Source organism: Chitinophaga caseinilytica (genome assembly GCF_038396765.1).
Lineage (GTDB): Bacteria > Bacteroidota > Bacteroidia > Chitinophagales > Chitinophagaceae > Chitinophaga > Chitinophaga caseinilytica.
This window is the reverse complement of sequence record NZ_CP150096.1, coordinates 2,589,152-2,611,178: the sequence shown is the minus strand read 5'-3', so window position 1 is coordinate 2,611,178 and position 22,027 is coordinate 2,589,152. Positions and strand designations below refer to the sequence as shown.

The window sequence follows — 22,027 nt, the reverse complement described above, 5'->3', positions numbered from 1 at the left end:
ACCTAAAAATAATAAAAAGGCGGAGAATTCTGAAAATTGTTGGCCGGGAGGGGTTGGCGGGAAAGGAAAAGCCCCCGGGACTGCGGTCTCCGGGGGCTTTCCATATTATATCTTTACCAGGCTTATTTGGCAGGCAGTCCTTTTTTGTGACCGGCTACAGCGAAATACAGGATCACCAGGTAGCAGGGGATCATGATCGCGTAGGGGATCTGGCGGTTGCCGCCCATGGCGTCTACGATGGCACCGTAGATCAGCGGCAGGATGGCGCCACCGCCGATACCCATTACCAGTAATGCGGAACCGGTTTTGGTGAAACGACCGAGCTTATCGATCGCCAGGGGCCAGATGCCAGGCCACATGAGCGAATGGGCGAAGCTGAGGAGAATGATGAAGACGATGGAGGTCATACCACTGGTCAGCAGCGCGCCGGCAGTGAATACGATGCCCATGATCGCGCAGATCATCAGTGCGTTTTTCTGGGACAGGACTTTGGGCACCAGTGCCACGCCGAGCATATAGCCTACGCCGAAAGCGAACAGGCAGTAGATAGCGAGGTGGGAGGCCACGTCTTTCGCCAGGCCGGTGTAAGTTCCATAGTTCGTGAGGGTATCGATCGCCAGTACTTCCACGCCAACGTAGAGGAAGATGCTCAGTACGCCGATCAGCAGATAGGGAATGTCGAACACGGATTTGCGACCGTATTTGTCTGCGCCTCCGGCTTGGGCGGCGTCTTCGTCCTGGTTGATTTCAGGCAGGTGGGAGCGGCGAACGAAAATGGCGAGCAGCACGAGCACACCAGCCATAACAGCGTAAGGAACTACGAGGCGGCCGGCCAGCAGGTCGAGCTCCGCTTCGCGCTCTGCGCCCACGAGGGTGGCGATTTTGGCGGAAACGGCTTCGGTGTCGCTGAACAGCAGCTTCGCCAGCACGAAAATACCGATGATGCCGGCCAGTTTATTACAGATACCCATGATGCTAATACGTTTAGCGGCGCTTTCGATGGGGCCGAGGATCGTAACATAAGGGTTGGAAGCGGTTTGCAGGAGCGCAAGGCCGGTGCCCTGGGTGAAAAGCCCGACCAGGAACAGCGGGTACGAACGCATCTGCGCCGCGGGAATGAAGATGAGCGAACCGGCAGCGATGATCAGCAACCCGAGCGACATGCCCTTGGGGAAGCCTATCTTCTTGAGGATCACGGAAGAAGGGATCGCCATCACTACATATGAAATATAAAAGGCGAAAGTAACGAGGTAAGCTACGGTGTCCGTCAATTCACAGGCCTGTTGCAGGAACGGGATCAGTACGGAGTTCAGCCAGGTCACAAAGCCGAAAATAAAGAATAGCGCCGCGATGATCACCATCGCCTGGGCGTAGTTGTTACGTTGCGCGGCCACGGGAGGAGCTGCAGCTGTCTGATTACTCATGAATGACAAAGGTTGATTGTTCAAAGAATAGCCACGAACATAATGAACAATTCGCTAAATTCATAAATATATTAGCTAAAACGTTTGAGCAATGTAAAAAAATAAGCTGTTCCGGTTTCTTTTTGACCTTTTCTCAAAAAAATAATTATACATTTAGACCCTAATTTTACCAAAATTTAACGGTATATGTCCACGCCACAAAAACAGGGTACGCATCCGTCGTTTTCCGTACTGGTCCTCGTTTTCTTTTTCTGGGGATTCGTAGCGGCCTCCAACAGTATACTTATTCCCTTCTGTAAAGCGCACTTCGAGCTGACGCAAATCCAGTCGCAGCTCATCGACTTCGCATTTTACGGGGCTTACTTCGTAGGGTCTCTCATCCTGTACCTCCTTTCTGCCATGAAAGGGGTCGACATCCTGAACCGTATCGGTTTCAAGAAAGGGATCATATATGGCCTGATCATTTCCGGCGTAGGCGCGGCCGCCACTATCGGTGCCGTGAACCTCGGCCTGGGCATGACCGACAAAACCGCAGCCTTCTACCTGATCCTGGGCGCCTACTTCATCGTGGCCCTCGGCTTCTCGCTCCAGCAAACGGCCGCCAATCCCTTCGCCATCCTCCTGGGCGACCCCGCCGGCGGCGCGCACCGGCTCAATCTCGCCGGCGGTGTGAACTCCTTCGGCACTACCATCGGCCCCATCATCGTATCCATCCTCCTGTTCGGCTCCGCTAAAGTGAGCGGCGATTCCGGAGACACCGATATCAGCAAGATCAACGTATTGTACCTCACGCTCGTAGGCCTCTTCCTCGCAGCGGCAGGTATTTTCGCAGCTACCAAAATGCCGAAGGGCACGGAAGACGATCATTTCGAATCTTCCCCCAAGGCTACGCGCTCCCTGCTGGGCATCACCCTGATGTTCGTCGTGATCGCCATCGGGACGGGCGTTACCACCCACCCCCTGCCCTACTTCATCGCCGGGATCGTAGGTATCCTGGTAATCCTTTTCTACAGCCAGTTCACGGCCCGCTCCAACGGCGACGGATGGGGCGCCATGAAATATCCGCAGCTTATCATGGGGATGATCGCCATCTTCGTGTATGTAGGCGTGGAAGTGAGCACTTCCTCCAACCTCGGCGAACTGCTGAAAACACCCGGGTTCCTCACGCCGGAAGGCCTGCATGAATCCGAGATCAGCCCCTATATCTCGATCTTCTGGGGCGGTTTGATGATCGGCCGGTGGACGGGCGCCATCAGCGTGTTCAATATCTCGAAAATCGCCCGCCAGGTGCTGTCGGTTGTAGTACCTTTCATCGCTTACGCCGTCATCCTCGGTGCCAACGCCATGAAAGGGAACGACATTACCATCCTGTACCCCTTCGCGATCTGTATCGTGATCCAGATCCTGGGTTTCTTCTACGGTCAGGAAAAGCCGGCCAAAACGCTGCTCACCTTCGGTGTGATGGGCGTTGCGGCCATGATCATCGGCCTGTTCACGACCGGCCAGGTGGCCACGTTCGCATTCATCAGCGGCGGCCTGTTCTGCTCGGTGATGTGGCCCTGCATCTTCAGCCTCTCGATCGCCGGCCTGGGTAAATATACCGGCCAGGGCTCGTCGTTCCTCATCATGATGATCCTCGGCGGCGCGCTGGTTCCCCCGTTACAGGGCGGTATCGCAGACTCGATCGGCATTCACACGTCTTATATCGTGCCGGTGGCATGCTTCGCATACCTGGCATTCTTTGCATTACGCGTAAAATCAATTTTAAAATCCCAAGGAATAGACTATGAGTCAGCAACTAGCGGTGGGCATTGATATCGGTGGAACGAACACTAAATTCGGTATTGTAGACCGTCGTGGCAACATCCTTTGCCAGGACCGCATGTCAACCAAAGCACACGAAGAAGTTACCATGTTTCTCGAAGAGCTGCACCAGCGGCTCACCAAACTGATCGAACAGGTCGGCGGCATCGAAAACATCCGCGGTATCGGCGTAGGCGCCCCCAACGGCAACTACTATACCGGCAACATCGAATACGCTCCGAACCTGCGCTGGAAAGGCATCGTGCCCCTGGCGCAAATGCTGGAAGACCTCTTCGGCCTTCCCACGGTCCTTACCAACGACGCCAACGCGGCCGCCCTCGGTGAAATGACCTACGGCTCCGCCCGCGGCATGAAAGACTTTATCACCATCACGCTCGGCACTGGCGTAGGCAGCGGCATCGTCGCTAACGGACAGCTGATCTATGGCCACGACGGCTTCGCCGGCGAGCTCGGCCACGTGATCGTAGTGCCCGGCGGCCGTCTCCATCCTGGCACCGGCGCCCGTGGCTCCCTCGAATCGTACGCTTCCGCAACCGGTGTTACCAATACCGCGCTGGAACTGCTCGAAGCCCATCCGGAACTGGATTCCATGCTTCGCAACCACAGCCGCGAGGAGATCGATTCCAAGCTCATTTACGAAGCCGCCATCAAAGGCGATAAACTGGCCATCGAGATCTACGAGTTCACCGGTAAGGTACTCGGGGAAGCGCTCGCCAACTTCGTGATGTTCTCCAGCCCCGAAGCCATCGTGCTGTTCGGCGGCCTGACGCAGGCAGGCGACCTTATCATGCGCCCCGTTCGCGAGCACATGGAAGTAAACCTGCTCCCCATCTTCCAGAATAAAGTTAAATTGCTGTTCTCCGAGCTCAAGGAAAGCGACGCCGCCATTCTCGGCGCCAGCGCCATGGCCTGGGAAATGAAAGATTAACAGTGACATAACCTTTAGTGTAGTATGAAGAGCAGAAGGAATTTCTTGAAAACCGCCGCACTGGGCGCCGCCGCACTTTCGCTGGACGGTATCCCCGCAGCGGCCGCATCCCGCGGCAAGGCCCGTAAACCGATCGTTGTTTCGACGTGGGATTTCGGTATCGCCGCCAACCGTGCCGCATGGGGCGTACTGGGCAAAGGCGGCCGTGCGCTCGACGCCGTTGAAGCCGGTGTACACGTGCCCGAGGCCGACGAAAAGAACGTAACCGTTGGTTACGGCGGTTATCCCGACCGCGACGGCCGCGTTACGCTGGACGCCTGCATCATGGACGAGTTCGGGAACTGCGGTTCCGTGGCTGCCATAGAGCACATCAAACACCCGATCTCCGTGGCCCGCAAAGTCATGGAGAAAACGCCGCACGTGATGCTCGTGGGCGACGGCGCACTGCAATTTGCGCTGGAGAACGGTTTCCAGAAAGAAAACCTCCTCACGCCCGAATCCGAAAAAGCGTGGAAAGAATGGCTGAAAAAAGCGGAATATAAACCCGTCATCAATATCGAGAACCAGTCGTACGAAGGCAAAGGCACCACGGCGTTCAACCCGCTGCGCCTGCCCGGCAACGCCTGGAACCACGATACCATCGGCATGGTAGCCCTCGACGCGGCCGGGAACCTTTCCGGCGCCTGCACTACCAGCGGCATGGCCTTCAAGATGCACGGCCGGGTGGGCGATTCGCCTATTATCGGTGCGGGTTTGTACGTCGATAACGAAATAGGCGCCGCCACGGCAACCGGTGTGGGAGAAGAAGTGATCCGTGTAGTAGGGAGCTTTTTGGTGGTGGAACTGATGCGCCAGGGATATTCCCCCGAAGCCGCCTGCAAGGAAGCGGTGCTGCGCATCGTGAAGAAAAAACCCGCCAAGGCGAAGGAGATCCAGATCGGCTTCCTCGCCCTCAACAAAAAAGGCGAGCACGGCGCGTACTGCCTCCATCCCGGGTTCAGCTACGCCTGCACCACCGGCGAAAAAGAGGAAGAGCTCATCAAAGGCAAATATTACTTCCAATAATTTATGTTCGAAACTTTGGATCGGCTACCCGGCAAACGCTGGTAGCCGATCCTTATTTTTGTAAAAATCTGGACTTTGAAAAAGATCACGCTGGAAATATGCGCCACTTCCGTGGCCTCCTGCATAGCTGCCGAAGAAGGCGGTGCGGACAGGATCGAACTGTGCGACAATCTCCTCGAAGGCGGCACCACGCCCAGCTACGGCATGATCGCCGCAGTGCGGGAAAAATGCGGATTGAAGATCTACCCGATCATCCGGCCACGCGGAGGCGATTTTCTGTATGACGACGCCGAGCTCGATATCATGCAGCGCGACATCCGGGCCTGCAAAGACCTGGGCTGCGACGGTGTAGTGATCGGGTTGCTGACGGCAGATGGAAAGGTGGACGTGGAGCGCACCCGCGCGCTGGTAGACCTTGCCAGGCCCATGGGCGTTACGTTCCACAGGGCGTTCGATATGACCGACGATCCGTTCCAGGCGCTGGAAGACGTGATCGCCACCGGTTGCGAGCGCATCCTTACTTCCGGCCAACGCAATACCGCCCTGGAAGGGGCTGCCCTCATCCGCGAGCTGGTGGAAAAATCTGCCGGGCGCATCCGCATCATGGCCGGTTCCGGACTGCGCGCCCACAACGCCGAAGCCCTCGCCAAAGCCAGCGGCGCGCCGGAATACCATTCCACCGCCCGCGATTATATCGACAGCCGCATGGAGTACCGCAATCCCAACGTGAGCATGGGCGGCATTCCCGGCGTGCCGGAATACGGTATTTCCGTAACGCAGACCCCCATCGTCCGCGCAATCCGGGAAGGCGCCGAGGCCGGATTGAACGGTTGATTGGCACACGATGATTTAAAGTATACGCCGGTTATCCAAAAACCCATCCTTGTATATAAATATTAAACAAAAGCCAACAATCATTCCCTACATTTATCCACAATTCCGCTTTGTGAAAAACGCGGCAGGGTTAATACATTAAATAAATTTTAAATTAGTCGAAACATGAGAAAAGCTCGCTACTTAGCTTTATTGTTGTGTATGGCGCTTGGCGCGAACGCGCAGGTGAAAGGTGTTAAACATGTGATCCTGATCGGAATGGACGGGCTCGGGGCTTACGCCATGGAAAAATCGGACAACCCGGTCATGAAACAAATGATGGCCGACGGCAGCTGGACGTTGAAGGCACGCAGTGTACTTCCTTCTTCCAGCGCGGTAAACTGGGCTTCCATGATCATGGGCGCCCCTCCGGAACTCCACGGCTTCACCGAATGGGGCAGCAAAACGCCTGAAGTGGAACCCCGGGAGCTGGACAAATACGGCCTCTTCCCTTCCCTCTTCACGCTGCTGCGCGAGCAAAAGCCCAACGCGGAAACCGGCGTGATCTATTCCTGGGGAGGCATCGGCTACCTGTTCCCGAAACAGGCGGTGAACAAAGACCAGAATTGCCCCACAGACAGCGCCACAACCGAAACGGCTATTGCTTACCTGAAAGAAAAGAAACCGGATTTTCTTTTCGTACATTTCGATCAGCCAGACGGGGTGGGCCACGAGATCGGGCATAACATTCCGCCGTACTATGAACAAGTGCATAAGAACGACGTTTTATTAGGTAAGATCCTCCAGGCCGTGAAAGACGCCGGGATGTGGGACAACAGCGTGATCATCCTTTCTTCCGACCACGGCGGCATCAACAAGGGCCATGGCGGCAAAACGATGGTGGAAATGCAGATCCCCTGGATTTTTACCGGGAAAGGCATCAAAAAAGCCAATGAAGTAACAGAAAGCGTGATGACGTACGATACGGCCGCAACGATCGCATATATCTTCGGGCTGAAAACCCCGCAGAGCTGGACCGGCCGGCCCGTGAAGAGCATTTTCAAATAAAGCGCGATCCGCGCAGATCCGCCACAGCGGCCGATCGCCCGGATCCCATTTTACCACTGTATGCAGCGAATTATTCTATATCTGATTTTCATGACCGGCGCGCTTTCGGCGAAAGCGCAGGTCCAGGGCCAGGTGATCAAGGTGTTGACCTACAATATCCACCACGCCGAAAACATGAACGGCAAGCTCGATATCCAGGGCATCGCCACCGTGATCCTCGCCACCAACCCAGACCTCGTGGCGCTCCAGGAAGTAGACTCCGCCACCCTCCGCATCGGCAAATCCGACATTCTCAGGGAACTCGCCGATGCCACCGGGATGTACATCTACTTCGGCAAAGCCATGGACTTCGACGGCGGCGGTTACGGCAACGGGGTACTTTCGAGATACCCCATCCAGTCGGCCTACACGCTCGCGCTCCCGTCCAAAGGCAAGGAAGGCGAACCGAGATCGGCCGCCATCGTGACGGTACAGCTTCCGGGCGACAGCCTCCTGCGCTTCGCCTCGGCCCACCTCGATCATACGGAAGACCCGGCAGACCGGCTTTCGCAGGTACAACTGATCCTGCAGCAACTCCACCGTTCTCCCGTTCCCCTCGTGATCGCCGGCGATTTCAACGCCCTGCCGCCATCGAAAGAGATCGTGCAGCTGAAAGCGCATTTCACGGACGCTACCGAAAAACTGGGGCCCACATGGCCGTCTGACAAGCCCACCCAAAAGCTCGACTACATCCTGCTTTCCGGGAAAGGGCGCTGGCATGTGAGTACGGCAGCCGTGGTGGAAGAAACCATCGCCTCTGACCACCGGCCCGTGATCGCGGAACTCATGCTGAAGTAAGCACACAAAATATACTATAAAAAAAGGCTCCCGGATTGGGAGCCTTTTTCGTTTGCGGTTGTTACCATGTCCAATGGCCGAACCAGTCCAGCCCCGGAATCGTGTATTGATACGTGATCGTTGGCGTGAAGGGAGGATATTTTTGCGTGATGCGCCTGTAACAGATCGCCACCCAGATCTGGTCGCGGTTGGAATCGTTCCACCGCGCCAGGCGTGGCACGCGCAACGTGAAGCTGCCCTCGTTGAATGCAGCGCCGCCCATGCCTTTTTCCGGTAACAGGTTGACGTAATCCCGGTCTTCGATGTAAAAGTAGAGCGAGTCCGTCATGCCCTGGTAAGGGGTTGTGCTCCAGGTAAAATGGTACTCGATATCGATGTATGGCGACGCTGCGGTGACGGCGCAATCGATATACGGCAGCAATTCGGGATTGGATGGATTGGTGGAACCGACGATGATGGAACCGGTTGACGCGGCGCCGGTCGCAGGCTGGACCTTCACCGTGATCGTGGCACCGGGCGTGCACCACATCGTAGTGTTGTAGGAAATACTGCCGGTATGCGCCGTTTGCGTGGGGCCGCAGCCCGAGATCATGAGGGTATACGGGCCCTGGAATTGCCCCATATCATCGTCCCAATCCACATTCAGCGTGCCAGACGACTGATTGTAGCTGATGAGCACAACCGTGCTCCCGAGTGTCTGAAAAGTCGATGAGCGGGTATCGTGCAATTTGAGCTCCGCCTGTGGCTCAGGCATGGAAGATTTGCCGCATCCTGCGGCGGCCAGCGCCACCAGGGCGCCAGATAAGTAAGCAACAATTTTCATGAGGACAATGGTTTAATCGTTATTGAATGTGGTGGTTACGGAAATGAAACAATTGCGGGGATTCGTTTTCGGGCAACATGTAATACCGTGAAAGCCAGGTATTTCTGGCCGACTGCAGACCGGAACTGAAGGGTCTTTTTCATAAGGGAATTGTTTTAAGCTGATATAAATTAAGGAAATCCCCTCATTCATCCTACCCCTCCATTCATCATTTTTCAATACACTAAAACGTTTTAGCGAATCATTTTCCTTATTTTAGCTTTTTACGACCGGGCTGCATCTATGCCGCGGCGCCGGCGGTTGGATATTAAAAAAACAGTGAATGAAAAAATGGATGGTTTTGCTGGCCCTCGGGCTGGCATCTGCCGCGCAAGCACAAACCTTGAACTATGCGCAGAAAGTAAATCCCTTTATCGGCACAGGCGGCCACGGCCACACGTATCCCGGCCCCAGTATGCCTTTCGGTATGGTACAGCTTAGCCCCGACACCCGCCTCAAAGGCTGGGACGGCTGCTCCGGGTACCACTACACCGATTCCCTGCTCTATGGCTTCTCCCACACCCACCTCAGCGGCACCGGCATCGAGGATTACTGCGATGTGCTGCTCATGCCCGTTACCGGCCAGCCCGCGTGGAACAACGAAGCCTACGCCTCCCCCTTCTCCCACGCCAACGAAAAAGCCTACGCCGGCTTCTACAGCGTGAAGCTCGACAAATACGACATCCGCGCCAGCCTCACCGCCACCCGCCGCGTTGGCCTGCATAAATACGAATTCCCCGCCTCCGCCAAAGAAGGCCACGTACTGCTCGACCTCTACCATCGCGATATCGTTATCAATTCTTCCCTGAAAGTGATCAACGACTCCACCGTTGTAGGCATGCGCACTTCCACCAGCTGGGCGAAGGAACAGATACTGTATTTCGCCATGAAATTCAGCAAACCCTTCCGCAGTCACACCGTGGCGTTGGGAGACACTACCAAAGGCGCGCTGCAACAGGCCGAAGGGCGCAACATCAAGGCGTACTTTACATTTGACGTGAAAGATCCCGTTTACGTGAAAGTGGCCATCAGCGGCGTGAACGAAGCCGGCGCCATGAAGAACCTCGACGCCGAAATGCCCGGTTTCGACTTCGATGGCACGCTCGCCAACACAGTATCCGCATGGAATAAAGAGCTCGGCAAAATCGAAGTGAAAGGCGGAACGCCCGACCAGCAAACCATGTTCTACTCCGCGCTTTACCACGCCTGCCTCAATCCCAACCTCTACATGGACGTAGACGGGCAGTACCGCGGGACCGACCTGAAAGTCCACAAGGCAGAAGGTTTCGAGAACCATAGCGTGTTTTCGCTGTGGGACACCCATCGCGCCCTGCACCCGCTCATGACCATCATCAATCAACGCCGGACAAACGACTGGATCAATACCTTCCTCGCCCAATATAAAAACGGCGGCATGTTGCCCGTTTGGGAACTGAGCGGCAACGAAACGTTCTGCATGATCGGCTACCATTCCGTGCCCGTGATCGTGGACGCCTACCAGAAAGGCATCCGCGGATATGATGCGAAATACGCGCTGGAAGCCATGCGCAGCTATGCGGAAGGCACCCGCTTCGGGATGCAGGACTACATCCGCCAGGGCTACCTCAGCATGGATACGCAACCCGAATCGGTTTCCCGCACGTTGGAATATTCTTATGACGACTGGTGCATCGCCCAGATGGGTAAATTGCTCGGCGACATGGAAGTGCATGACCGGTATATGCGCCGGGCGCAATCCTACAAAAACCTCTACGACGCTTCTACCGGCTTTATGCGCGGCAAAATCGGCGCCAGGTGGATGAGCCCCTTCGTTCCCACGGAAGTGAACAATTTCTTCACCGAAGCCAACAGCTGGCAGTATAGCTTCTACGCACCGCAAGACGTAAGCGGCCTCATGCAACTGAACGGTGGCAGGGAAAAATTCATCGACAAGCTCAACCATCTTTTCACGACGGAAGATCAACTCTCCGGCCGCCACCAGAGCGACATTACGGGGCTTATCGGCCAATATGCGCACGGCAACGAGCCCAGCCATCATATCGCATACCTGTTCAACTACGCCGGCCAGCCCTGGAGAACGCAGGAACTGGTACACCAGGTCATGAACACCATGTACCATAATGCGCCCGACGGATTGAGCGGCAACGAAGACTGCGGACAGATGAGCGCCTGGTACATCATGAGCGCCATGGGCATTTACCCCGTGCGCCCCGGCGACGGCCTCTACAGCCTCGGCACGCCCGCTTTCGACGAAGTGAATATCCTTCTCGAAAGCGGTAAAACCTTCACCATCAAGGCGCACAACCTCAGCCCGAAAAACTTTTACGTGAAAGGCGTTAGCCTGAAAAGCGCGAACGGAAAAACGGAAAACCTCGCCACTTCGGTCGTTCCCCACAGCGCCATCATGGAAGGCGGCGAACTGACGTTTGACATGAGCGCCACGCCCAACAAGACCTGGGCCACCGGCCCCCACGTGCCCGTGAGCGCCATCACGGAAGATCTCATCGTGGCCGTTCCGTATGTGGTGGCTGCGGAAGACCGGTTCAAAAATTCCATGGCGGTTACACTGAAAGCGGTGGAGCCGAACACTTCCATTTTCTATACGCTCGACGGCAGCACGCCCGATAACAAGTCGAAAAAATATACCGGCCCCGTTACGCTGAAAAAATCCGTGCGCCTCAAAGCCGTGGCTTTCCGCAACGGTAAATACAGCCAGGTGACGGAAACACCGTTCTACCTCATCCCTACCGACAAAACCATTACGGTACTGTCGAAAATCCACCCGCAGTTTACCGCAGGCGGGCCAGACGGGCTCATCGACGGGATCCGCGGGCGGGAAGACTTCCGCCTCGGCGCCTGGCAAAGCCATTACCCGGGCAACCTGGAAGCCATCGTAGACCTGAAATCGCCCCGGCAGCTGAAGAAACTCGGCCTCGGCGTGTTGCAGGATATCGGTTCGTGGATATGGTACCCCACGCAGGTGGAGTTCCTGCTGTCCGACGACGGTAAAACCTTCCAATCGGCCGGTGTGGTGAAAAACACCTTCTCCCCGCGTGAGCACGGCAGCTTCATCCAGGAGCTGAGCCTCCCGGTGAACGCGAAAGCCCGGTACGTGAAAGTGATCGCCACGTCGATCGGTGTAATCCCCGACTGGCACCCCGGAAAGGGCGAGCACGGCCATATTTTCGCGGATGAAATCATCATCGAATAATGAAAAGGGAGGGCTTGAAACCCTCCCTTTTTCTTTGGAAGAAATCATCCTTCCAAACTGAAACAAGAAAACGATAAGCTGAAGGGAAAAGTGGCTTCGCCGGAATACACCGCTCCGTACGAAAGGCTGCATCCGGCAAAAAGACTGCATAAAAAAGGAGCGTGTTAAACGCTCCTTTTTTATGCATGCACTCATAGTTTGGATTTCAACCGGCTGAGGGTTTCCTGCGAAATATTGAGGTAAGAGGCAACCATTTTGTTTGACAGGCGCTGGACGATATGCGGGCTATCCTCCATCAACCGGCGGTATTTTTCTTTAGCGTCCAACGTCAGGAAAGACATGAGCCGCTTGGTGTTCGTGACATAGGCGATCTCCAGGTATATCCGGTAAAACTTCTCCCATTGCGGAATGAGTTCCAGCAAACGGTAAAAATCGTCGTGCGCAATGCTGAACACTTCCGTTTCCTCCACCGCCTGGATGAATTCTTCGGAACGCTCACCGGTGATGAAGCTCACCAGCGCGGTGGCAAACTGGCCTTCGAACGCGAAATACCGCGTGGCGTCCTGCCCGTCTTCCGTTATAAAAAAATGCGCAGGCAACCCGAGCCAACGAAGTATGTCCGTTGACTGGATTGCCCGTGCGCCAGCAGTAATTCGTTCTTACCGAGCTGTACCGGTTTGAAGAAGGAAAGGATGGTATCCATTTCTTCATCGCTTACGCTGATTTTGCTGTTGATATATGCAGTCAGTTGTTCGTACATCCTCACAAATATCGATTATTTACCCGCTTTGGCGGATTGGTTCAACAGGATCGCCGATACGGCCGCCAACGCGGCCACCAGGTAAATGACGGCAAACCCGTAAAAACCCGCCAGCCAACCCGTGACGGGCCCGGTAACGCCCAGCGCCAGGTCGAAAAACGCCACATAGCCGCCCAAAGCAACGCCGCGGTTTTGCGGCGCCACCTGCTTTACGGCCTCCACACCAAATGCCGGGAACACCAGGCTGAAGCCGAATCCCGTCAGCGCCACCCCTGCGAAAGCCATTTGCGGGGATGTGGCCATCCAGATGCAGATGAGGCCCGCAGCTTCCACCAGCAAGGAATAAAAAGCGATGATCCTGCCGCCATGCTTATCGGGCAAATGTGAAAAACAAAGTCGCGCAAGTATGTAAGACGCCCCGAAAATAGTGAGGCTCAGCGAAGCGTTCGCCCATTGCTGCTGCGCAAAATACAGGGTGATGAAAGACGCGATCACGCCAAAGCCCATCGTAGCCAACGCCAGTCCGCTCCCTTGCCGCCAGATCGATTTTACCACCTTGTAAAATGGCATCCGGACGTTACCTGCCGGCGCTACACCCTGCAACCGGTCCGCCACGATCATCGCGATGAGCGGCAATGCCACCACCGACACGAACGCCCACTCCAGCGACAGCGCACTGGCCAGCCACATACCTACCGGCGCACCGAACGCCAGCGCCCCGTACATCGAAATCCCGTTCCAGGCCATCACTTTACCGGAATAATGCGTGCCCATCAGGCCAATCCCCCAGGACAAGGCGCCCGTGATCAACAAACTTTCCCCCAGTCCCAAAATCAGCCGTCCAACGATCAGGAGCAGCAAGCTGCCAACGGGATGCGCCACGAAGGCGCCTGCCACGAGATAAAAAACGCCGGCCCCGGCACAAAAAGCCAGTCCGGTCATCACAGCCCTTTTACTGCCCCGCACATCGCTCACGGTGCCGGAATAATGGCGTGTAGCCAGCGTAGCGGCGGATTGGACGCCGATCACCACACCTACCATCAGGCTGCTGAACCCCAGCCCGGAGGTCACAAAATCCGGCAGCGTTCCCAGCGAAATCCCCAGCGTCAAAAAACCAAGGAATACGATCGTGCAAAGCATCAGCAAATGGCTGACGGTACCACCAACTTCGGTGGTTTTTACTTGTTCCATACAATTTCTGTTTACTTACAGCCGCAAAATTGGCCCGGCCGGCATCGTAAAACATTGACTTAAGTCAAAATCGAAAACCGCCCGGAAATTGCAGGAATCCACCGGCGACTGCGATAAACTTTGTATCTTATCCGCCTGAAAATCATCAATGATAAGCTGAAGGGAAAACGGCCCTGCCAGACAGGAGCGCTCCATGCACAGGGCCCATTTTTCCCGCCATAAAACCATCAACAGACAATGACCATTAAAACGCTCGTTATCGCACTGCTGGCCCTTGCCGGCCTCGCGTCCTGCGGCACGCACGGGCCCGAGGGCACCGCGCCCAAAGCGCCCGTACAGCTCATTCCCATGCCCGCAAGGCTCACCGAATCGGCAGATTCCTTCCTGCTCGACAAACAAACCGTGCTCGTAGCCGCCACTCCGGCCGACCGCAAAACGGCCGAACTGTTCAATGAATGGTTCAAATCGCTCGCAGGGTTCGAACTGAAAATGCAGGACAGCGGATCGATGAACGCCATCGTGTTCAGGACGCGCCCCGCCGCGGAAAAAGCCATCGCCGAAGCTTACCGGCTTAAAGTCGGTAAAGATGTTGTGACGATCGACGGCGACGATGAAGCCGGTACCTTCTACGGCATGCAAACCCTCATCCAGCTGTTGCCCGTGCAATCCGCCACGGCGTACTGGCTGCCCGGGGTCGACATTTCCGACCAGCCCCGCTTCGCCTATCGCGGCCTCCATCTCGACGTTTCCCGTCATTTCTTCCCCGTTTCCTTCGTCAAAAAGTACATCGACCTCCTGGCGATGCATAAAATGAATACTTTCCACTGGCACCTGACCGACGACCAGGGCTGGCGCATCGAGATCAAGCGTTATCCCAAACTGCAGGAAATCGCCAGCAGAAGAAAGGAAACCCTCGACGGAAGGCTCGAAGACAATAAATTCGACGGCAAGCCCTACGGCGGGTTCTACACCCAGGAAGACATCAAGGACGTTGTGCAATACGCGACCGACCGCCATGTGACCGTGATCCCCGAAATCGAAATGCCGGGCCATGCCCTCGCCGCGCTGGCAGCATATCCCAGCCTGGGCTGCACCGGCGGGCCGTACTCCGTTGGCACCAAATGGGGCGTATTCGACGACGTTTTCTGCGCCGGCAACGACTCTACCTTCCTGTTCCTGCAAAACGTACTGGAGGAAGTGATGATCCTCTTCCCTTCCAAATACATCCACATCGGCGGCGACGAATGCCCGAAAGTGCGTTGGGACAAATGCCCCAAATGCCAGGCCCGCATGAAAGCTAACGGACTCAAGGACGGGCATGCCCTTCAGAGCTACTTCATCCAACGGATGGAAAAATGGCTGAACGAAAAAGGGCGCCAGATCATCGGCTGGGACGAAATCCTGGAAGGCGGCCTCGCCCCCAACGCCACCGTCATGAGCTGGCGCGGGATGGAAGGCGGCATCACGGCGGCAAAACAGCACCACGATGTCATCATGACGCCCGGTAATTTCGTGTATTTCGATTATTACCAGTCGCTCGGCAAAAACGAACCGCTGGCCATCGGCGGGCTCACGCCCGTGAGCAAGGTATATAGCTTCGAACCCGTTCCCGAAGGCCTTTCCAGCACCGAAGCCGCTTACATCAAGGGCGCGCAGGCCAACCTGTGGACCGAATACATCGGCAGCCCCGAGCATGCGGAATACATGGTGTACCCCCGCGCCGTGGCGCTGGCCGAGGTTTTATGGTCGCCCAAAGACAAGAAGGATTACGACGGTTTCCTCGAAAGGCTCAAACGCCACCTGCCCCGGCTCGATAAAAAAGCCGTGAACTACGCCAAGCACGTTTTCGAAGTGCGCGCCAGTGTGGAAAACGCCGGGAAGAACGGCGTGCAGGTGAAGCTGGATTCTAAGCTGGACGGCGGTAAGATCGTTTTCACGACAGACAGTTCCGCGCCAGACGCGGCTTCCACACCGTATACCGGCCCCATCCCCGTCACCAAAACGGAAACCATCCGCGCTACGGTGCTGCAAGACGGCAAGCCTTACGGCAACGACTGGCAGCAATCGTTCGTGTTCCACAAAGCGATGGGCAAAACCGTGACCCTGGCCAAAACGCCCCACCAGAACTACAACCCGGGCCCGTTTGCGCTCGTGAACGGCATCGAAGGCGTTACGTCGTTTACCGACAACCAGTGGACCGGCTACAGCGGCGGTACCATGGAAGCGGTGGTTGACCTGGGAGATAGCACAGACATTGCGGTGGTGGGCCTGAATTACCTCGCCAACCGGGAGCAGTGGATCTATCCGCCGAAAGAGATCGTGATTTCGGTGTCGGAAGACGGGAAGCATTACAAAGAAGTGATGCAAAGAAAAGACCCCGGCGGCACGGGCATTATTCACATCCGCGAGCGGTTGCAGGAAGTGAAAGGCCGGTATGTGAAATTCACCCTGCGGGCGCTCAATAAAATCCCGGACGGCGCCCCCGGCGAAGGGCAGGCCGCCTGGCTGTTCGTGGACGAACTGATCGTTCAGTAAATCGGATGTCAATTAGCGCGGATGGCCTGGGGATTGGAGCTGACCGTTCCACCGCAGTGATCCCATAAAAAGCAATAATAAAAAGGCCGGCCCGGTTTTAGACGGGACGGCCTTTTTACTTTCGCTGACCACCGTTCAAGAACGGCGGACTTGTTTCTTCATCTGTATGCTATTCGTGACTCTATTTTGAGATGATGATGTGCTATGTTTTGATGCGTGATGTGCGATGATGTGATCAATGCGCGACCCAAAGGGTCCATTTTGCGTCGAATTTGTACCACTCGCCCCGGGGGCCCTGCCACTTCCATTCGGGCACTTCTTCGAAATTTTTGCCGGCGTCGGCCGTCCACCACAATTTCCCTTCCCCGATTTTGAGCCAGCGGTCTTGTTTATCGGCCCACATCCCGTCTGTCACCTCCGCCCATTCGTGCCCGTCGGGGCTCCACCAAATGCGGGCGTTGCGGTCGAGCCGGTACCAGAAAGACTTCCCTTCCCTATTAGCCGCCCAGGAACCGGATTTGGACTTTACCCAGTTGACGTTGCGGGTGGCCGGGGCCGGCGGATCGGGAAAAGCGGCTGATAATGCGCCGGTTGCGTGAAACAGGAGGGCGCAGGCCACAAATATTAAATTTCTTTTCATGCGTTGGTCGTAAAATGGGTTTGGTTACTGACGGTTATGGGTTCCGTCCGGGGCCGGGGCCGGTCGGGGATAAAACACTGCTAATAATTACGGAGGATAAAAGGGTTTGGATTTGACAGGAGGAAAGGGGAAAGGAAATAGTTAATCATAAATTTTCGAGAACATTACCTGTATTTTATTTAATTTTCCGGCTCGTTTTTGAAAACGCATTAAAAAACTGAACAATGACCATTAATCACCAGGAAATTGAACTGATCGACAGTTTCGAACAGATTTCCGTGGACATTCACCTTGATGCCAAAGCGGGTTCCAAAGCCGTGGCCAGGGAGATCGCTGCTCTTATACGCGAAAAGCAGGCCGCCAACGAGCCTGCCGTATTAGGTCTTGCCACCGGATCCACTCCGAAGTACCTTTATGCTGAACTCGTTCGTCTTCACAAAGAAGAAGGACTGAGCTTTAAAAACGTAGTCACTTTCAACCTCGACGAGTACTACCCTATCGAGCCGGATGCTTTGCAGAGCTACAACCGGTTTATGAAAGAACACCTGTTCAATCATATCGACATTCCCGCAGAAAATTACAACATCCCCGACGGCACTGTTCCCAAAGAGCAGATCAAGGCTTACGCAGAAGCGTACGAGCGCAAGATCGAGACCGTTGGCGGCATCGATATCCAGATCCTGGGCATCGGGAACAACGGCCACATCGGCTTCAATGAGCCCGGTTCGCAGCCTAACTCCCACACCCGCCTCGTAACGCTGGACAACAGCACCCGCCTGGCCAACGCTTATGAGTTCTCCAACATGAGCCAGGTGCCCCGCCTCGCCATCACGGCCGGTATCGGCACCATCATGAAGGCGAAGAAAGTGATCCTCCTCGCCTGGGGCCAGCACAAAGCCAAGATCGTGCGCCGCTCCGTGGAAGGTTCCACCACCGATCAGGTGCCCGCTTCCCTGCTGCAACAGCATCCCAACTGCAAATTCGTTATCGATGAGCAGGCCGCTTCCGAGCTTACCCGTAACAAGGAACCCTGGCTCACCGGCGACTGCGAATGGACGCCGAAGCTCACCCGCAAGGCCGTTACCAGCCTGGCGCTGAAGCTCAACAAGCCCATTCTCATGCTCACCGACAAAGATTACAATAACAACGGCCTGAACGACCTGATCGTACAATACGGTTCTGCATACGAACTGAATATCAAGGAGTTCAACGCCATCCGCGACACCATCACCGGCTGGCCCGGCGGCAAGCCCGGCGCAGAACTGCCCAACCATCCCGAGCGGTCGACTCCCGAGCGCAAGCGCGCCCTCATCTTCAGCCCGCACCCGGACGACGATATCATTTCCATGGGCGGAACGTTTATCCGTCTCCATGAACAGGGCCACGATGTGCACGTTGCTTACCAGACTTCCGGCAACATCGCGGTTACCGACGAGTTTGTGCTCCGTTTCATCGACTTCGCCGTAGGTTTCGAAGGCATGTTCGACATCGACCGCAGCAAGAGCTCCCAGATCCTGGAGAACGCAAAAGCATTCATCGGCAGCAAGAAGCCCAGCCAGAAAGACACTCCGGAAATCCGCGCCATCAAAGGCCTCATCCGCCGCGGCGAAGCGAAAGCTACCTGCCGCTACGTAGGCGTGGGCGACGATCACGCGCACTTCCAGAACCTGCCTTTCTACGAAACCGGCCTGGTGGAAAAGAAACCCATGGGCCCGGAAGACGTGCAGCTGACCGTGGAACTGCTCCGCGAGCTGAAACCTCAACAGATCTACTGCGCCGGCGACCTCGCCGATCCGCATGGCACCCATAAAGTTTGCCTGGACATCATATTCGCCGCGCTCGACATCGTGAAAAACGACGATTGGGCGAAAGATTGCTGGGTTTGGCTCTACAAAGGCGCATGGCAGGAATGGGATATCCACGAGATCGAAATGGCGGTGCCCATGAGCCCCGACCAGATCATGCAGAAGCGCCTGGGCATCTTCATCCACCAGAGCCAGAAAGACGTAGTTCCCTTCCAGGGCGCCGACGCACGCGAGTTCTGGCAACGTGCCGAAGAGCGCAACGCCAACACCGCCGAGCTGTACGACAAACTGGGCCTGCAGAAATATGCGGCCATGGAGGCTTTCGTACGCTACCACTTCATGTAAAAAGTCAACTTTGGAGATATGTTTGATACGGTCCGGGCAACACGCCCGGACCTTTTTCGTTTTATGCACAGGTGTGCATAATCCGGTGAGCACCGCATCGTTATGATTCGTTAACTTTGATAGATATGACATTAACCCTCCTTTCCGTACTGATCGCAGGGCTGTTTGCAGGCGGCCTGGGCGGCTTTCTGCTCCTCCGCAGGTTCTACGCCCCGAAAGACGAACTGGCCAAAAGGCTGAGCCGCGAACAGGTAGACGAAGGATATGTGAGCCGGGAAATGTACGACAGCACGCTGTTCACCCTCCACCAGCGCGACCAGGAACTGAAAGCACAGGAAAGCGAATTGCGCACCCTCACCGCCAGGCTCGCCGCGGCAGACAAGGAAAAGGAACAGTTATCCGGCCTGGGCGAACAACTGAAAAAAATCCACGAAAGCAACCGGCAGGAATTCTCGAACCTCGCGGCCGACATCCTCCGCCAAAAAAGCCGCGACCTCCTGGAAACGAACAAACTTTCCCTCGACCACCTGCTGACGCCCTTGCAGACCGACATCGGGCAGTTCCGAAAAACCATCGAGCAAACGCGGAAAGAAGACATCCACGACCTCACTTCCCTCAAGAAAGAAATCGAATCCCTCCAGCAACTGAACCTCCGCCTCAGCGAAGATGCACAGCGCCTGGCGAGCGCCCTCAAATCCGACGTCAAAGTGCAGGGCAACTGGGGCGAAGACCGCCTCCGCCTCATCCTCGAAGCCGAAGGCCTCCAGAAATACATCGATTACACCAGCGAAGAAGTGCACCGCGATCACGACCAGCAACGCAACTTCAGGCCGGATTTCATCCTGAAACTGCCCGACGGCAAACACCTGGTGATCGACAGCAAAGTGAGCCTCAACGCTTACGTCGCCTATTTCAACACGCAGGACCCCGCAGAGAAAAAAATCCATCTCAAACAACTCGTCCGCAATATCAACGAACATATCGATGAGCTCGGCGCCAGGAATTACCAGCGTTTGGGCACCCTCAAGTCTCCCGACTTCGTATTCATGTTCATGCACTTCGAGCCCGCGCTCACATTGGCTTTGAACGAAAGCCCGGAGATTTTCAACCGCGCGCTCAGCAAAAAAGTGGTGCTCATCACACCGTCTACCCTCGTGGCTACGTTCAAGATCATCCGCCAGCTGTGGCAGCATGAAAACAGGGCGCGGAACGTAGATGAGATCTTCCGCCAGTGCGGATTACTGTACGACAAATTCATCCTCTTCCTGGAAGAAATGCAGGGAATGGGCGAACATATCAATAAAGCCGGCGTTGCCTATGCCGAAGCCATGAACAGGCTGAAGGAAGGCAAACGAAAAGGCGATACCATCATCGGCAAACTGGAACAAATCCGGGAACTGGACGCCAAAACGACCAAATCCCTGCCGAGAGACGTTGCCAACGACATGGACATCCGCTTTCCCGACGACGGGCTGAAAGCGGTCCACGGGAATGTATGACCCGATGGATGACGGGATGTTTGCGTCAAAAGGAAAAACCCCAAATCGAAACATATGCAAGTACAGCCGTTTTCGTCCGACTATGCGGACCAGATTTACGATTTCATTCTCCACATCCAGCAGCAGGAATTCGGCCTGCCCGTTACCCGCGAACAGCAGCCCGACCTGGCGATCATCCCGGAAGTGTACCAGCAGGGCGTCAGCAATTTCTGGATCGCGGTACAGGAAGGCCGGTTGATCGGGACCATCGCGCTGATGGACCTCGGCGAAGGGAAGGGCGCTTTGCGCAAGATGTTCGTTCACCAGGATTTCCGGGGCCGCGAGCATGGTGTGGCCAACCGTTTGCTGGAAACTTTGAAAGAATGGGCCCGCAGCCACGATTACAGCGACATCTATCTCGGCACCGCCGACATCCTCCACGCCGCGCACCGCTTTTACGAAAAGAACGGCTTCGTGCAGGTGAGCAGGGGCGCGATCCCCGACGGGCCGTACATCCTGCCCGTAGATACCAAATTCTATCATTTTCAACTCTGACAACCTATGCGCATCCGCATTTTTCAGCATGTACCGTTCGAAGGGCCCGCCGCCATCGCGGAATGGGCGGAAAGTAAAGGCCACACCCTGGAGTATACCCGCTTTTACGACAACGATCCGCTGCCGGCCGCGTCTGACCTGGATATGTTGGTGGTGATGGGCGGACCGATGGGCGTATACGATACCGACGAATTCCCCTGGATCCGCAATGAAATCGCTTTTATAACGGATGCCGTGGAATCCGGCAAACCCGTTCTGGGCGTATGCCTCGGATCGCAACTGCTCGCCGCCGCATTGGGTGCCGACGTGTATCCCAACCGCGAAAAAGAGATCGGGTGGTTCCCGGTAACCTTCCACGCCGAATGGGCCCCTGCTTCGCTGGTGGTGTTCCACTGGCACGGAGATACGTTCGATCTGCCGGAAGGTGCGCAGCTGCTGGCGGAATCGCCCGTGACTAAGCACCAGGCCTTCCAGTTCGGGCAAAACGCCGTGGGGCTGCAATTTCATCTGGAAGTGACGACGGAATCGATGGAAGGCATGATCAAAGCCTGCGGCCACGATCTGGAACCGGGCGATTGGGTGCAGAACGCGGAAGAGCTGCGGGACGGCCTTCCCCATGCCAGGGAAACCAAAGCTACGTTGTTCCGCCTGCTGGACAGGCTGGCGCAAAATGCCGTACATTAGCA

At 55.9% G+C, this 22,027-nt stretch carries 18 protein-coding genes; 12 read left to right on the top strand and 6 right to left on the bottom strand.

Going from position 1 to position 22,027, the window contains the following annotated elements; all coding sequences use genetic code 11:
• Positions 1-122: 122 nt before the first annotated feature.
• Complete coding sequence (locus tag WJU22_RS10935; protein ID WP_341843274.1) at positions 123-1,424, bottom strand: sugar MFS transporter; 1,302 nt, start codon at positions 1,422-1,424, stop codon at positions 123-125.
• 186 nt (positions 1,425-1,610) lie between these two features.
• Here WJU22_RS10935 and WJU22_RS10930 point away from each other — a divergent pair, with 186 nt between their 5' ends.
• The 6 genes from WJU22_RS10930 to WJU22_RS10905 all read left to right on the top strand — a co-directional run bounded on the left by WJU22_RS10930 (position 1,611) and on the right by WJU22_RS10905 (position 7,959).
• Positions 1,611-3,239, top strand: a complete 1,629-nt coding sequence (locus tag WJU22_RS10930; RefSeq protein WP_341843273.1) for an MFS transporter — start codon at positions 1,611-1,613, stop codon at positions 3,237-3,239.
• A complete protein-coding gene (locus WJU22_RS10925; RefSeq protein WP_341843272.1) occupies positions 3,211-4,176 on the top strand; it encodes an ROK family protein in 966 nt (321 codons plus the stop codon). The genes WJU22_RS10930 and WJU22_RS10925 overlap by 29 nt, the downstream gene beginning before the upstream one ends.
• Before the next feature lie 24 nt (positions 4,177-4,200).
• Positions 4,201-5,241 (top strand): N(4)-(beta-N-acetylglucosaminyl)-L-asparaginase, encoded by a 1,041-nt coding sequence (locus WJU22_RS10920; protein ID WP_341843271.1) that lies wholly within the window; start codon positions 4,201-4,203, stop codon positions 5,239-5,241.
• Between the two features lie 75 nt (positions 5,242-5,316).
• A complete protein-coding gene (locus WJU22_RS10915) occupies positions 5,317-6,075 on the top strand; it encodes a copper homeostasis protein CutC (protein ID WP_341843270.1) in 759 nt (252 codons plus the stop codon).
• A 165-nt stretch (positions 6,076-6,240) separates the two neighbouring features.
• Positions 6,241-7,122 carry an alkaline phosphatase gene (locus WJU22_RS10910; protein ID WP_341843269.1) on the top strand — a complete coding sequence of 294 codons (882 nt, stop codon included), beginning with the start codon at positions 6,241-6,243 and terminating at the stop codon, positions 7,120-7,122.
• A 60-nt stretch (positions 7,123-7,182) separates the two neighbouring features.
• Positions 7,183-7,959 (top strand): endonuclease/exonuclease/phosphatase family protein, encoded by a 777-nt coding sequence (locus WJU22_RS10905; protein ID WP_341843268.1) that lies wholly within the window; start codon positions 7,183-7,185, stop codon positions 7,957-7,959.
• 61 nt (positions 7,960-8,020) lie between these two features.
• Here the strand turns inward: WJU22_RS10905 and WJU22_RS10900 are convergent, their stop codons facing one another.
• Entirely contained in the window at positions 8,021-8,782 is a 762-nt protein-coding gene (locus WJU22_RS10900; RefSeq protein WP_341843267.1) for a hypothetical protein, read from the bottom strand.
• Between the two features lie 322 nt (positions 8,783-9,104).
• Between WJU22_RS10900 and WJU22_RS10895 the strand changes: the two genes are divergently transcribed.
• Positions 9,105-12,032 (top strand): GH92 family glycosyl hydrolase, encoded by a 2,928-nt coding sequence (locus tag WJU22_RS10895; RefSeq protein ID WP_341843266.1) that lies wholly within the window; start codon positions 9,105-9,107, stop codon positions 12,030-12,032.
• Positions 12,033-12,223: 191 nt separating this feature from the next.
• Here WJU22_RS10895 and WJU22_RS10890 read toward each other — a convergent pair whose 3' ends face one another.
• Genes WJU22_RS10890 through WJU22_RS10880 form a run of 3 tightly spaced genes read right to left on the bottom strand, consistent with a single transcriptional unit; the run spans position 12,224 to position 13,983 of the window.
• Entirely contained in the window at positions 12,224-12,631 is a 408-nt protein-coding gene (locus WJU22_RS10890) for a hypothetical protein (protein ID WP_341843265.1), read from the bottom strand.
• On the bottom strand, positions 12,610-12,792 hold the full coding sequence (locus tag WJU22_RS10885) for a hypothetical protein (RefSeq protein ID WP_341843264.1): 183 nt from the start codon (positions 12,790-12,792) through the stop codon (positions 12,610-12,612). Before WJU22_RS10885 ends, WJU22_RS10890 begins: the two co-directional genes overlap by 22 nt.
• Before the next feature lie 15 nt (positions 12,793-12,807).
• Positions 12,808-13,983: an MFS transporter gene (locus WJU22_RS10880; RefSeq protein WP_341843263.1), complete on the bottom strand. Its 1,176-nt coding sequence runs from the start codon at positions 13,981-13,983 to the stop codon at positions 12,808-12,810.
• A 237-nt stretch (positions 13,984-14,220) separates the two neighbouring features.
• Here WJU22_RS10880 and WJU22_RS10875 point away from each other — a divergent pair, with 237 nt between their 5' ends.
• Complete coding sequence (locus WJU22_RS10875; protein WP_341843262.1) at positions 14,221-16,518, top strand: glycoside hydrolase family 20 protein; 2,298 nt, start codon at positions 14,221-14,223, stop codon at positions 16,516-16,518.
• Positions 16,519-16,753: 235 nt separating this feature from the next.
• On the opposite strand, the gene WJU22_RS10870 is transcribed toward WJU22_RS10875, so the two are convergent.
• Complete coding sequence (locus WJU22_RS10870; protein ID WP_341843261.1) at positions 16,754-17,158, bottom strand: hypothetical protein; 405 nt, start codon at positions 17,156-17,158, stop codon at positions 16,754-16,756.
• Between the two features lie 224 nt (positions 17,159-17,382).
• On the opposite strand from WJU22_RS10870, the gene nagB reads away from it, so the two are divergent.
• From nagB to WJU22_RS10850, 4 genes are all read left to right on the top strand, one after another.
• Entirely contained in the window at positions 17,383-19,308 is a 1,926-nt protein-coding gene (nagB, locus tag WJU22_RS10865; RefSeq protein ID WP_341843260.1) for a glucosamine-6-phosphate deaminase, read from the top strand.
• 125 nt (positions 19,309-19,433) lie between these two features.
• Positions 19,434-20,807, top strand: a complete 1,374-nt coding sequence (locus WJU22_RS10860) for a DNA recombination protein RmuC (RefSeq protein WP_341843259.1) — start codon at positions 19,434-19,436, stop codon at positions 20,805-20,807.
• Between the two features lie 54 nt (positions 20,808-20,861).
• A complete protein-coding gene (locus WJU22_RS10855; RefSeq protein WP_341843258.1) occupies positions 20,862-21,341 on the top strand; it encodes a GNAT family N-acetyltransferase in 480 nt (159 codons plus the stop codon).
• A 6-nt stretch (positions 21,342-21,347) separates the two neighbouring features.
• The gene (locus tag WJU22_RS10850) at positions 21,348-22,025 is read left to right on the top strand and encodes a type 1 glutamine amidotransferase (protein WP_341843257.1); all 678 of its coding nucleotides are present in this window, start codon (positions 21,348-21,350) and stop codon (positions 22,023-22,025) included.
• Positions 22,026-22,027: the final 2 nt, after the last annotated feature.

Excerpts from the sequence above, each read along its gene's own strand:
- WJU22_RS10855 (WP_341843258.1), top strand. The coding sequence starts at position 20,862 with ATGCAAGTACAGCCGTTTTCGTCCGACTATGCGGACCAGATTTACGAT.
- WJU22_RS10880 (WP_341843263.1), bottom strand. The coding sequence starts at position 13,983 with ATGGAACAAGTAAAAACCACCGAAGTTGGTGGTACCGTCAGCCATTTG.
- WJU22_RS10905 (WP_341843268.1), top strand. The coding sequence starts at position 7,183 with ATGCAGCGAATTATTCTATATCTGATTTTCATGACCGGCGCGCTTTCG.
- WJU22_RS10885 (WP_341843264.1), bottom strand. The coding sequence starts at position 12,792 with ATGTACGAACAACTGACTGCATATATCAACAGCAAAATCAGCGTAAGC.
- WJU22_RS10870 (WP_341843261.1), bottom strand. The coding sequence starts at position 17,158 with ATGAAAAGAAATTTAATATTTGTGGCCTGCGCCCTCCTGTTTCACGCA.
- nagB (WP_341843260.1), top strand. The coding sequence starts at position 17,383 with ATGACCATTAATCACCAGGAAATTGAACTGATCGACAGTTTCGAACAG.
- WJU22_RS10935 (WP_341843274.1), bottom strand. The coding sequence starts at position 1,424 with ATGAGTAATCAGACAGCTGCAGCTCCTCCCGTGGCCGCGCAACGTAAC.
- WJU22_RS10910 (WP_341843269.1), top strand. The coding sequence starts at position 6,241 with ATGAGAAAAGCTCGCTACTTAGCTTTATTGTTGTGTATGGCGCTTGGC.
- WJU22_RS10900 (WP_341843267.1), bottom strand. The coding sequence starts at position 8,782 with ATGAAAATTGTTGCTTACTTATCTGGCGCCCTGGTGGCGCTGGCCGCC.
- WJU22_RS10920 (WP_341843271.1), top strand. The coding sequence starts at position 4,201 with ATGAAGAGCAGAAGGAATTTCTTGAAAACCGCCGCACTGGGCGCCGCC.
- WJU22_RS10875 (WP_341843262.1), top strand. The coding sequence starts at position 14,221 with ATGACCATTAAAACGCTCGTTATCGCACTGCTGGCCCTTGCCGGCCTC.
- WJU22_RS10895 (WP_341843266.1), top strand. The coding sequence starts at position 9,105 with ATGAAAAAATGGATGGTTTTGCTGGCCCTCGGGCTGGCATCTGCCGCG.
- WJU22_RS10860 (WP_341843259.1), top strand. The coding sequence starts at position 19,434 with ATGACATTAACCCTCCTTTCCGTACTGATCGCAGGGCTGTTTGCAGGC.
- WJU22_RS10925 (WP_341843272.1), top strand. The coding sequence starts at position 3,211 with ATGAGTCAGCAACTAGCGGTGGGCATTGATATCGGTGGAACGAACACT.
- WJU22_RS10930 (WP_341843273.1), top strand. The coding sequence starts at position 1,611 with ATGTCCACGCCACAAAAACAGGGTACGCATCCGTCGTTTTCCGTACTG.
- WJU22_RS10850 (WP_341843257.1), top strand. The coding sequence starts at position 21,348 with ATGCGCATCCGCATTTTTCAGCATGTACCGTTCGAAGGGCCCGCCGCC.